The sequence below is a fragment of the Pantoea sp. ACRSC genome (genome assembly GCF_022346785.1).
GTDB lineage: Bacteria > Pseudomonadota > Gammaproteobacteria > Enterobacterales > Enterobacteriaceae > Pantoea > Pantoea alvi.
Genome location: NZ_JAKRNN010000031.1, coordinates 1 through 12,352, shown reverse-complemented (window position 1 = coordinate 12,352; position 12,352 = coordinate 1). Strand labels below are relative to the sequence as shown.

9 protein-coding genes and 1 pseudogene are annotated in these 12,352 nt (G+C 56.9%); 1 reads left to right on the top strand and 9 read right to left on the bottom strand.

The features are described 5' to 3' along the window. Positions 1-29: 29 nt before the first annotated feature. The 9 genes and pseudogenes from MHZ97_RS20630 to MHZ97_RS20585 all read right to left on the bottom strand — a co-directional run bounded on the left by MHZ97_RS20630 (position 30) and on the right by MHZ97_RS20585 (position 11,049). Positions 30-1,181 carry an amidohydrolase gene (locus MHZ97_RS20630; protein WP_239315164.1) on the bottom strand — a complete coding sequence of 384 codons (1,152 nt, stop codon included), beginning with the start codon at positions 1,179-1,181 and terminating at the stop codon, positions 30-32. A 50-nt stretch (positions 1,182-1,231) separates the two neighbouring features. After that, a complete protein-coding gene (locus tag MHZ97_RS20625) occupies positions 1,232-1,993 on the bottom strand; it encodes an amino acid ABC transporter ATP-binding protein (protein WP_103796422.1) in 762 nt (253 codons plus the stop codon). A gap of 7 nt (positions 1,994-2,000) precedes the next feature. Beyond that, positions 2,001-2,672 carry an amino acid ABC transporter permease gene (locus tag MHZ97_RS20620; RefSeq protein ID WP_103796421.1) on the bottom strand — a complete coding sequence of 224 codons (672 nt, stop codon included), beginning with the start codon at positions 2,670-2,672 and terminating at the stop codon, positions 2,001-2,003. A gap of 62 nt (positions 2,673-2,734) precedes the next feature. Continuing rightward, a complete protein-coding gene (locus MHZ97_RS20615) occupies positions 2,735-3,538 on the bottom strand; it encodes a transporter substrate-binding domain-containing protein (RefSeq protein WP_375337776.1) in 804 nt (267 codons plus the stop codon). Positions 3,539-3,566: 28 nt separating this feature from the next. Further along, entirely contained in the window at positions 3,567-4,070 is a 504-nt protein-coding gene (locus MHZ97_RS20610; protein WP_239315165.1) for a GNAT family N-acetyltransferase, read from the bottom strand. Next, positions 4,067-5,437, bottom strand: a complete 1,371-nt coding sequence (gene purB, locus MHZ97_RS20605; RefSeq protein ID WP_239315166.1) for an adenylosuccinate lyase — start codon at positions 5,435-5,437, stop codon at positions 4,067-4,069. The genes MHZ97_RS20610 and purB overlap by 4 nt, the downstream gene beginning before the upstream one ends. Before the next feature lie 548 nt (positions 5,438-5,985). Continuing rightward, complete coding sequence (nadS, locus tag MHZ97_RS20600) at positions 5,986-6,276, bottom strand: NadS family protein (protein ID WP_103796417.1); 291 nt, start codon at positions 6,274-6,276, stop codon at positions 5,986-5,988. Between the two features lie 560 nt (positions 6,277-6,836). Then, positions 6,837-9,896, bottom strand: a pseudogene (locus tag MHZ97_RS20590) (efflux RND transporter permease subunit). Beyond that, positions 9,880-11,049, bottom strand: a complete 1,170-nt coding sequence (locus MHZ97_RS20585) for an efflux RND transporter periplasmic adaptor subunit (protein WP_239315167.1) — start codon at positions 11,047-11,049, stop codon at positions 9,880-9,882. The pseudogene MHZ97_RS20590 and the gene MHZ97_RS20585 overlap by 17 nt, the downstream one beginning before the upstream one ends. A gap of 724 nt (positions 11,050-11,773) precedes the next feature. Here MHZ97_RS20585 and MHZ97_RS20580 point away from each other — a divergent pair. After that, entirely contained in the window at positions 11,774-12,247 is a 474-nt protein-coding gene (locus MHZ97_RS20580) for an AbiJ-NTD4 domain-containing protein (RefSeq protein WP_239315168.1), read from the top strand. Positions 12,248-12,352 lie beyond the last annotated feature (105 nt).

Sequence of the window (12,352 nt, the reverse complement as noted above, 5' to 3'; positions counted from 1 at the left end):
CGCAGGCGCTCACCCCGGATGAAAAAGGATCAGGCGAGCTTATTCAAGGCGTTAACCGCCAGCTGCGCCAGATACTGGGCGGTGGGGAAAAGCGCCTTATCGTCAACGCGGAACTTCGGATGGTGCAGCGCCCAGGGCCCGCCTGAGCCGACCATCATAAAGGTGCCGGGGATCTTCTGCTGATAGAAGGCGAAGTCCTCGCCAATGGGGCTGGCGTCAATGCGGCGCGCCTCAAAGTCGACCTCGCTCGCCTGCTCCAGCGCAAAATCGACCCACTCCGCGGTATTCACCACCGAAGGCGGGCCGGCGTGCCACAGGAATTCGATTTGCGCGCCGAACGCGGCGGCGAGCCCCTCCAGCAGCGCCCGAAAGCGCTGCTCGATCAGCGCGCGCGCCTCGCTACTGAAGGTGCGCACCGTGCCCTCCAGCCAGGCGGTATCGGGGATAACGTTCCAGGTGCTGCCGCTGTGGATCTGGGTAATCGAGACCACGGCGTTCTGATCTGACGGCACGTTGCGGCTGATCAGCGTCTGCACCGCGCTGATAATCTGGCCGACGATAACAACAGGATCGTTGCCCTCGTGGGGTTTGGCCGCGTGCGCGCCCTTCGCCGCCACCTTGATTTCAAAGCGATCGACGCCCGCCGTCAGCGCGCCCTCTTTACCACCCACTACGCCGACCGGCAGGGTCGGATCGTTATGAATGCCGAAAATTACCGCGGCCTCATCCAGCGCGCCGGTGGCGATCAGGTCGGGGGCGCCCAGACCGGTCTCTTCAGCCGCCTGGAACAGGATGCGCACGCGCCCTTTCAGCGACGCCGCCTGCTGCTGTAGCAGAATGGCGGCACCCAGCGCGGCCGAGGTGTGAAAGTCATGGCCGCAGGCGTGCATAACGCCCGCGTTCTCGGAGCTAAACGCCACGCCCGACTCCTCTTCAATCGGCAGGGCGTCGATATCGGAACGCACCACCACCAGCGGCCCCGTCCCCTCGCCGACCTCGGCCACCAGCCCGGTTTTCAGCGGCAGATCGAGGATGCGGATGCCCGCCGCGGTCAGCGCCGCACGGATTTTTTTGGTGGTTTCGAACTCCTGATTGGAGAGTTCGGGAAAGCGGTGCATATCGTGGCGAAAAGCCTCAATCTGGCTGGCAAGCGCCCGATCCTGCTCGCGGATCTCTTTCATATTATTTCCTTCCAGTGCGACGGCCTGCGGCAAAGTATGCGGCGGCGCGCTTAAATATTGAAATCATCATTAGTGTCGATGTTAGTCATCTGGCGCAAAAAGCGGCGCGTCACCGGGTTGTCGGAGAAGCTGATCACTTGCTCCGCCGGCCCCTGCTCGACGATATGGCCATCCGCCATAAAGATGACGCGATCGGCCACCTCTTTGGCAAACTGCATCTCGTGCGTGACGATCACCATGGTTGTCTTCTGCTGCGCCAGGCTTTTCATCACCTGCAGCACTTCGTGGACGCGCTCGGGATCGAGCGCCGAGGTCGGCTCGTCAAACAGGATGGCGCGCGGCTTCACCGCCAGCGCGCGCGCAATGCTGACGCGCTGCTGCTGGCCGCCTGACAGCGTAACCGGATACTGATGCGCCTGCGGCGCCATGCCGACCAGCTCCAGCAGCTGCATCCCGGTCTCGCTGGCCTGCGCTTTCGGCATTTTCTTCACCATGATTAACCCTTCGGTGATGTTCTCCAGCGCGGTTTTGTTGCGAAACAGGCTGTAGTTCTGAAAAACCATCGCCGTCTGGCCGCGCAGCGCATGTTCCTCTTTCGCGCTGTAGCTGGCGGTGTCGAGCGACACATCGCCGATCTGGATCACGCCCGACTCGGGTTTTTCCAGCAGGTTGAGGCAGCGCAGCAGGGTCGATTTGCCTGAGCCGGATGGACCGATAATCGCCACCACTTCGCCTTCGCCGATGGTCAGGCTGATATCGTCCAGCACCACCTTGTCGCCGAAGCGTTTATTAAGCTGTTTTACACTGATCATAAGAGCCCTAGCGTTGCAGTGAGTGACTGAGTTTTTTCTCCAGCAGCGCCTGCAGGCGGGCGTAACCGATAATCACCAGCCAGTAAATCAGACCTACTACGAGGAAGGTTTCAAAGTAGCGCAGCGACTCCGCCGCGATCATTTTGCCTTCGGCGAACATCTCAGAGACGCCCAGCGCAAATGCCACCGAGGTATCTTTAATCAGCGAAATAAAGGTATTGCCGGTAGCGGGCAGCGCATTGAGCAGCGCCTGCGGCAGAATAATGCGGCGATAGATCTGCGGCCGGCGCATGCCGATTGAGAGCCCCGCTTCCATCTGCGTCGGATCTACCGACGCCAGGCCTGCGCGGTAGATCTCCGCCATATAGGCAGATGTCTTCAGGCTAAAGCCGATAATCGCGGCGGTGGTAGCGGACATGCCGTTTAGCGCCGGGAAGAGCTGCGGCAGGCCAAAGTAGATAATAAACAGCTGCACCAGCGACGGCATGCCGCGAAACAGCGAGATATAGAGCTCGACCAGCTTGCTCACCAGGGTCGATTTGCTGTTGCGCAGCAGCGACAGCCCAAGGCCGATCACCATGGCGCACGCCATCGACACCACCGCCAGCATCAGCGTGACCGGCAGATAGCTGAGGATTTGCGGCGAGATTTTCAGCAGGTAATTAAAATCGAAATTCATAAAAAGCCCTTAACGACGTTTGCCACCCGACGGTGGCAAACGTTGACAAGTAAACGCCGGGTTTAGTGAGACGGCTGCGCGGTGATATCTTCGCCGAAGTATTTTTCTGAGATCGCTTTCAGGCGGCCATCTTTACGCATCGCATCGACCTCTTTGTCGAACGCGGCGCGCAGCTTGTCACCCTTCTCATCTTTATGGAACGGGAAGCCGACCGACTCGATCACCAGCGGCTGACCGACAAACTTCAGCGGCAGCCCTTTCTGGTTGATCTCCGCCAGCAGAATCGGCCCGGAGTTGACGTAGCCCTGCACGCGGTTATTGATGGCGTCGTTCATCGCGCCGTCGCGGCTCTCATAGGTGCGGATCGTCACGCCGTTATCGCCGAAGGCTTTTTTCAGGTTAACCAGATGGTTGGAGCCGAGCACGCCAGCGATGGTTTTGCCGCGCAGGTCATCCAGCGTATTGATAGTGGCATTGTCTTTATTGGTCACGATCTGACTGCCGTAGTAGCTGTAGGGCGTGGAGAAGTTATATTTCGCCTGGCGCGCCGGCGTAATCGCCACCACGTTCGCCACCGTATCGAGCTTGCCGCCCTCCAGCTGGCCCATCAGGCCGCTGAAGTCAGAGGTAACCCATTCGATTTTGTAGTTCAGGTCTTTGGCGATCGCTTCAGTGACCTCAACGTCGAACCCGGTCAGCTTGCCCTCTTTTTTGAATGCGCCGGGAAAGCTCAGCCCGGTCGCGCCGACGCGGATAGTGGTGGCGTCGGAACCGCCCTGCGCCGATTTATCATTATTGTCGCAGGCGCTAAGCAGTGAGGCCGCCATTACAACGGACAGTGCGATTAACCCTTTTTTCATGGTGATCTCCCTGGTTTCTTATCTGCAGCCGCGCTTAGCGGGCTTGCAGTGTATGAATAGTTTTTTTCATGTAAACGGTGATGTGGCCTTTGCCGAGGTCTTTTTTGCTGACCTTCTCAAACCCCATCGCCTCGTAAAGCTGAATCAGCCACGGATGGCTCTCGGCGGTGCCGAGGGAATAGGCTGGCGCGCGCAGCTGATCGCGCAGTACCGCCTGCTCCAGCCAGTCGAGCATCTTCACGCCCAGCCGCTGACCGCGATAGTGAGGCGCGGTGGCGAACCAGCCGATATGCGGCAGTCCGAACGGGCCAGGCAGCGGCCCCCAGGGATAACGCAGCGTCACCGACGCCACCAGTTCACCGTCGCGGAACATGCCGTAGACGCCGTGGGCGGCGATATGACGCTGCATCTGCGCCGCATCCGCCGTGGCGGCATCAAATTTAATGCCCAGGTCGCGCGCGGAAGCGTAGGCCGCATGTACCAGCGCGTAGTAGGCCGCGGCATCCTCCGCGGTCAGCTGGCGGAAGCTGTCGCTCATGGCGATTTCTCCAGCAGGCCGGAGGCCTGCGCGGCGGCGATCACCTCATCCACCTTGCGCGTCGCCGAACCGAGGTAGTTCACCGGATCGAGCCAGCGGTTCAGCTCCTCGTCGCTGATGCTGTTGTCCATCTGCGGATGAGCGCGCAGCGTCTCTTTAAAATCGCGCTGCTGCTCCCAGGCCTGCATGGCGCAGTCGTACACCACATGGTGCGCGGTCTGCTTGCCCATTTTTTTGCCCAGTTCGAACATCACTTTTTCCGACAGCAGCAGGCCGCCCTGCATATCGAGGTTGCGGCGCATGCGCGCTTCGTTCACCGTCATGCCGCGCAGAATGGCGATAGCGTTTTGCAGCTGCGCCGAAAGGTAAATGCAGATTTCCGGCAGCGCGATCCACTCGGCGCGCCAGCTCATGGCATCGCGCTCGTGTTCAACGTGCATCGACTCATAAATCAGCGCGGCGCTTTTCAGCACCGGCGCGGTCAGGCTGGCCAGCCCTTCCAGCGCGGCGGGATTGCGCTTGTGGGGCATGGTGGTCGATCCGATCTTACCGGCGGAGAACGGCTCCTCAATCTCGTTGATTTCGGTGCGCATCAGGTTGTAAAGCTCGTTACCGATTTTGCCCAGCGTGCCGCTGATCAGTACCGCCACGGAGGCGAACTCGGAGAAGCGGTCGCGCGCCGACTGCCAGCCGATATTCGGCGTCGCCAGTCCGAGAATGTCGAGGGTGCGCTTTTCCACTTCGGGGCCAAGGGGGCCGAAGGAGGCGTAGGTGGAGATGGCGCCGTTAATATTGCCGGTAAGCGTGCGGGGTTTGATATCGTTCAGGCGCGTCAGATGGCGCAGGAACTCATCCAGCCAGACGGCGACTTTAAAGCCGAACGTGGTCGGCAACGCCTGCATACCGTGCGTGCGCCCCACCATCGGCGTATGCTGATAACGTCTGGCGACGGTCGCAAGCTCGTTTGCCATCTGTGTCGTGTCGCGCTGAATAATGGCGAACGCGTCGCGCAGCTGCAGCACGGTGGCGGTATCGACGATATCCTGCGTGGTGGCGCCATAGTGAATAAACTCGCCCGCCTCGCCGCACTGTTTTTGCAGTGCGATCAGCGTCGGCATCAGAGAGTGCTTCATCTGCGCGCCCTGCTGTGCGATGTCGTCGATATTTAGCGTCGACGGGTCGGCGCGCTCGATAATGGTTTTTGCCGCCTGCGCCGGGATGACATCGAGTTCGCCTTCCGCCTGCGCCAGCGCTACTTCGACCTTTACCTGCTGCTTCAGTCGGTTTTGTTCCGACCAGACGTCGCGCATTTCTGGTGTGCCAAAATTGTTGCCAATTAAAAGAAAATCAATAATATGTGACGCCATATTTATGTCACTTATGCTGTTTTAGAGAGCCTTAAAATAACACCTCTAAACAGACCAGGCCGATAATGGAAAGACATATGTTATAGCGGGAAGTTATAACTTTGCGGCAAAAGCCCCCTCTATCGCGGCGCTGTGCAATAGACAGCAAAACGGCCGCATCCCTTGCCAGACAAGGAAAGCACGCAGCGTTAACGGCTGGAATGTAAATAATTATCGCTTTTCTTATTGCAGTTTTGTTATATGGAACTGGCCACGCGCCACGTTTTTCAGATTTATTGCAGTTGTTTCTTTGCCCGTCATTATCCCGTCAGCGGATAATGCTCTTCCAGCGGCTCAACCCGGCAGAATAAGGCTCGCCCGTTCGTCACCAACCGTGGGCACAGGATGTTTAGTCAAAACCTGGAGAGGTATTTCTGTGGCGATTGACTGCTTTGTGACTGAAACTGAAGGTAGTGTTGGTATACGGATCCCACAGCTCGTAGAAGGGGCAAAAGGTTACTATTTGATAAAAGTATAGTAGAAAGCCCCTTATGGGGCTTTTAAGAGGCTTAAACCTGTAAAAGCTCTTGAACGAACTCAGGCTTACGTTCAATCATGCGTAGAAGCTTAAGCGCCGATCCTGATGGGCTTCTTCGGCCCTGCTCCCATGCCTGAACTAACGCTGAGCTTACGCCAATTACAGCAGCGAAATCATCTTGCTTCATGTGCGTGCTTGCACGTATAGCTTTAACGTCTGGCAGTTCGAAACGGGTAATGCGAGCTGGTTCACGCTTACCCTGATGGATTTCTACAGCCTCTTTAGCAGAAGCCATCAGATCATCGAAAAGCTCTTTACGCATTGACTTACTCCTCCTCGCCCTGAAAGCCCGCGATAACAGCTTTAAGCTGGGCCTTCTCAGCTGCAGTTAAACTATCCTTTTCACCCTTTGGATAGATGATAAGCATGTATAGCTTTCCAACAGAGTTATAGAAGTAATATATAGCCCGGACACCAGAACGCTTGCCGGTTCCCGGTCTTGACCATCGAACCTTACGACAGCCGCCTGTTCAAACTATCAGATCACCAGCTTCCGGGTTCTCAATCAAAAACGCCTGAAACTCTTTGTATTCGTCATCTGACAGAAGAGACTTAAGCTCTCTCGTAAAGATCGACGTTTCAACGAACTCATAGTATTCCATGCTTCAAATCATCCCTCTCGTTGACGGCCAGATCATACTCCTACCCGGTAGGACTTACAACACAAGTAAGATTTGCCCGTCAGATACTTGAAAAAGTCGGCGCGGGTGAACATTGTCTGGCCTGTGGCGGACATCTGCCTCTTTCACAGGAATTTGACCAGGATAGTGTGTGAGTTACTGACTATGCCTGGTCTCAGTAATGAAGTTACAGACTGGCATTTTAACGAGAGGCCCTGGCTGCCCGGCTCGCAGCAAGGCGTGCTTCTGTCTGCATTACCAGACTCATGGCTGCCGGTAAAACCGTAAGCGTCACCACCGTCGCCACAAGCAGTCCGCCGATAATGGCCAGCGCCATTGGCCCCCAGAAAATCTGACGGGAAATAGGGATCATGCCCAGAATAGCTGCGCTTGCCGTGAGAAGAATAGGACGAGCGCGGTGTGCAGCTGCGGCCCCTATCGCCGCGTTATAGTGCATCCCCGACTCCCGGTTATGGTCTGCTTCGGTAATGAGAATAACCGCGTTGCGTATAATCATGCCTGCAAGCGCAATAATGCCCAGTAAAGCGACAAAGCCCATAGGTGTTCCGGTCGGCAGCATGGCCAGCACGATCCCGGGCAAACCAAAGGGGGCCATCAGCAGGGCCAGAAGCATACGGGAAACGCGCTTTAGCTGAATCATCAGCAGCACCAGCATTCAGAGCAGCGTGACGGGTAAAATGGCAAATACCGAGCTGTTACCCTTATCAGATTCAGCGACGGCTCCGTCCTCGCTGATCGTGTAACCAGCTGGCAATTCCGCCCGCATGTGATTAATAAGCGGCTTCAGACCCGCTGAGACCGTTTCCGCGCGCATACCGGGTGCCAGATCTGTCTGTACGGTGATAAACGGCAGACGCTGGCGCCGCCAGATAACCGGATCCTCAAGCCCCCACTCTGGCGTGGCCACCTGCGCCAGCGGAATTTTTGCCCCCGACGGTGAGGTCAGTAGCATCCCGGAGAGGCTGTCAAGATTGCGCCTTTCATCCGCATTGCCCTGCAGCACGACGTCAATCAGCCGGTTTCTGTCGCGAACAGTAGTAACAAGCGATCCTGACCAGATCGTGTTCAGATAACGGGCAATCTGATCTGAAGAGAGTCCTGCTGCCCGGGCTGCGGTCTGGTTTACCTTCAGCGTAATAACCCGCTCAGGCTCGCCTGCGGTCTGATTCACCTCCCGCGTCAGGGGGGAAGCCCCTAATAAAGTTGAAAGCCGCTCAGCCAGCGCCTGAACGCGCCTGTAATCAGGCCCGCTGACGCGATAGCGCACGGGCCAGCCGACGGGCGGGCCAAGCTCAAGAGGAGAAACGCGGGTCGTGATATCGCTGAAATCCCGATCAAGCACCCTGTCGAGATAGTGCTGAAGCCTTTCGCGCGCCGCCAGGCTTCTGGCCACGACGACCAGCTGAGCGGTATTTTCATCATCAAGCAGCACGTCCATAGGCAGATAAAAGCGTATCGCCCCGGTTCCGACATAAGAGGAGTAGTGGTCAACATCACGGCTGGCTGATACCGCGCGCTCCAGCCGCTCTGTCTGGCGCAGGGTCGCTTCCTGAGAGGCATTCGCCGGCAGTGAGAGGCTGACCAGAAGTTCAGGACGATCGGAGGCCGGAAAGAACTCGCCCTGCATATATGTCGTTCCCACCCCTGCCAGCACCAGGGCCACCAGCGCAAGCCCAGTTGTCAGTAAGCGGTGCCGCAAAACCCCGGCAAGCAGGCGCTGGTAAAGCCTGCCAGGCAGCCCGGGACCGGCAGTGTGTTTCTGCAGCGTGCCTGGCAACAGCCAGCTGCCGGTCAGCGGAGAAAAAAGCACGGCCACGACCCATGAGCTGATTAGCGCGATAAGCACCACCGCAAAAAGGGTATAGCAGTATTCCCCGGCGCTTGAAGCGGCAAAGCCAACCGGAATAAAGCCCGCAATCATCACCAGCGTGCCGGTCAGCATCGGGAATGCCGTTGAAGTGAAAGCATAGGTCGCAGCACTGGCACGGGAATCCCCGGCTTCCAGACGCGCCACCATGGTTTCAACCGTTATCATCGCATCGTCAACCAGCAGGCCCAGCGCAATAATCAGCGCGCCAAGAGAGATGCGCTGCAGGCCGATACCGGCAAGATGCATACAGACAAACGTCATGGCAAGCACCAGCGGGATCGCTGCCGCCACCACCAGACCGGCACGTAGCCCGAGCGAAACGAAAGAAACGGCCAGTACAATTATTACCGCCTCCCCCAGCACATGCACAAACCCGCTGACGGCCTCCTTCACCACGGCAGACTGATCGGCAATACGGGTCATTTCAATACCGTGCGGTAGCTGTGCCGCTTCGCTGTTCATGCGCGACCGCAGCGCCTGCCCGAAATCAAGCATATTTCCGGTTGGCGCCATTGAGACGGCAAGGCCAATGGCAGGCTGGCCATTGACGCGAAAAAGCGGAGCCGGCCTGCGTATAATGCTGGCAATGTCTGTCAGAGGGATATAACGGTTGTTGACCCGAAGCGTTACCGCTCGCAGGCTCTCTTCGCTGCTGAACGCTCCGCTGACGCGCAGGGCAACAGTGTCACCGGCCGTACGGGCGATACCCGCAGGCTCAACCAGGTTCTGCGCGCGCAGCGCATCAGCGACCTGCTGTAAATCCAGCCCCATGGCGGAGAGCTGGCGTGGGGAGAAGGCAACCACCAGCTGCTCTTCCTGCTCGCCCAGCAGCTGAATTTTGCCCACGTCCGGCAGGCTCATAAGATCCCGGCGGATGCTGTCCACCCGATCCCGCAGCTCTCGCAGGGTAAAGCCGTCGGCGGTAAATCCGTAAATCGTGCCAAACGTGTCTTCAAACTCATCATTGACCGCTGGCCCCTGTACACCCTGCGGTAATGATGGAGCCACGTCCTGCATTTTCTTTCGTACCTGATACCAGATGTCAGCAACCTGCTCAGGAGGTGTGTTATCGCGAAGATTAATGAAAATAACGCAGCGCCCGGCGTGCGTCTCACTCTGGACATAGTCAAGCCAGGGGATTTCCTGCAGCTTTTTCTCCAGCGTGTCGGTGACCAGGTTGACCGTATCGCTGAGATTCGCGCCCGGCCACTGCGCAGACACCACCGCCGTTTTGATGGTAAACGCCGGGTCTTCGTTGCGGGAAAGCTGTTCATAACTGATGATGCCCGCGGTCATAATCAACAGCATGAGAAAAGCCATCAGCTGCTGTTGTTTCAGCGCCCAGGCCGAAAGATTAAATCCCTGCTTCATCCTGCGCCTCCTTTATGCCGGCCACGCGCTCACCGTCACGCAGGCTTCTGACGCCAGCCGTTACCACACGATCTCCCGGTGATATGCCCGCCCTTATAAACACCGCGTCCGCTGAATAGCCTGCAATGTGCACGGGCCGCCGGCGAACCAGATTATTAGCCGGATCCAGAACGAACACCGCGGGCTCATTTGACAGGCGCGTCAGGGCAGTAGCCGGAAGTGATATGACCGGTTCAGCCGCTGTCGCTACGGATGGAAGCGTGATGGCGACGCTGGCTCCCATCACCATGTCACTCGGCGGATGATCAAGCGTGATGCGCACTCGCCAGCTTCGCGTCTGCGGATCGGCCTGGGGGCTGATATCGCGCAGATGCGCCTGTGCAATCACAGAGGGGTTTTGAAGCAAGGCCACCTGGAAAACGGCACCGGGCTGGCGAGAGATGATGCCGGGACTGGCTACGTCAAATGCGACGTCCCTTTCATCACCGGACGCGACGGTAAAGAGGGTTTGACCGGCGCTGACCACCTGCCCCGCTGACGCGCTGATGCCTGTTACCACGCCGCTTACCGGTGCCGTAAGGGTTGTCCAGCGCAGATTTTCCTGCGCATTTTTCAGCGCCGCCTCACTGCTCTGAAGGCGTGAAAGCGCGGCCTGCCAGTCTGCGGAAGCGCTATCCAGCTGCGCCCGTGCAATAGCCCCGGACGGTATCAGAAGACGCATACGATGCAGGTTAAGCGCCGCCACTTTCTCTGCGGCCCGGCTGCTGCTGACGTCGGCCTGGGCGCTGGTTAACTGGTTCTGTGCTGTCGGACTGTCCAGAACAGCAAGCGCGTCGCCCTGTCTGAAGCGGCTGCCCACATCAGCACTGCGCATGATTATGCGACCGTCCAGCCTGAAACTCAGGGACGTTTCATCATGTGCCCGTACTTCGCCGGTCAGCGTCTGCGGCCCGGAAGCCTGGCGCGGACCGACCGTTACAAACCTGACCGGGCGCGGAGGGGAAGAATCAGGCTGTTTTTTCCCATCGCAGCCTGTAAGCATAATGGCCATCAGAACAAAACAGGGCAGCAAAGGCATCAGTGAGACAAGATGCCGCGTATCCAGCAGGTGCCTGACGCCCTGTTTAAGCAGGCCGGGGAGTTCATCAGACATGGCGCAGTTCCTCTAGTGGGTTTTGCGCCATTAAACCTCGCGATTATCAAGATTCCTGCGACGATCTATCAAGAGGGTGTCAAGACCGGCAGCAACCGTTACGCACTATCCGGACTGTCAGTTACGGTTAGCCGTTAATGTCCGCTATGAGCGAAAAGCCGACATAGGCTTAATATCAAAAATGACATTTTCTAACAGCACCTCGCCATTGTGCAGTGTGTAAAAAAGCAAGAAGAAAAACTCCGCTGGCGGCAAATCGCATTCGGTTAAACCCGCCCCGCAAGGAGTTTTACTGAATGGCGCAGCGGGGGAACCGGCGCGGCCTGCCCCCAGACTGACCGCCAGACCACTATATCTGGTAGTTCACTCAGCTGATAGAGGCACTACATATAGTATTGCGCACCGCAGCGGGCGCGGTTCGGTCTTATACCTGAAAAACCGAGTTGGACTTTGATAGCCTCACCGGTAAAGGTAAACCGGTGCTGCAGACCTTAGAACGGATCGGACCGACACCGCACAGCTATAACTTCAGCTGATAACAGGTGATGCGGACTTTAGCGCAGACAGAGAGAGGGTGAAATCGGGGCACTCTTTATTTTATAAAGTTCGGACGGGCTGTCAGAACTGAAATAACCAGCAGGATTTGCAGAGAACTGAGTGGCATAATCCCTGTTAATTTCTTTACCGCCTGCTTATGAAGCCGGTACCTCTACAGGAATCCAGAATGAAATTTTCACATCGTCATGGATATGATCCGGAGTTCATAAATAAGACATTCCGGGATGATGCACCTAAATGGGTAAGAAAGCTGTATTTTAAAAATATCTTGGAAAGGCTCGTCTATGATGCCATGTCATTAATACCGGAAAATAAACCTGTTCCTGTGTATGACCTCATTAATGAAATACTCATTATGGACGATGAGGAACCTGATGACTATTACCTGAATAATACCCCTGCGATGGAAGTCCTTCGCAACCTGGTGATGAACATACCCTGGTACCGTTTTTACGATACTGTAGAAGCGGTGGCCGAGAAGATAATTGATATAGATGATGAGGACAACTTTTCGCAGAGCAGTAAAAACGAGTCCTATTCTTTTTCAGCTTACCGCCAGAGAGTGAATGAGCTTTTCTCAGAATATAATGTCGACTGGAAAATGAATGAGTCTGGCCAGCTGGAAGGCTTTGTTGAATAAATCAGCTTCAGGACGAGTGACTCTGTAGCTGACCGGGTTTTCAGGCAATACGCACGCTTTCTGGCATACCAGCCTTCGTTATTTTATTCAGCGCACGCACCATGC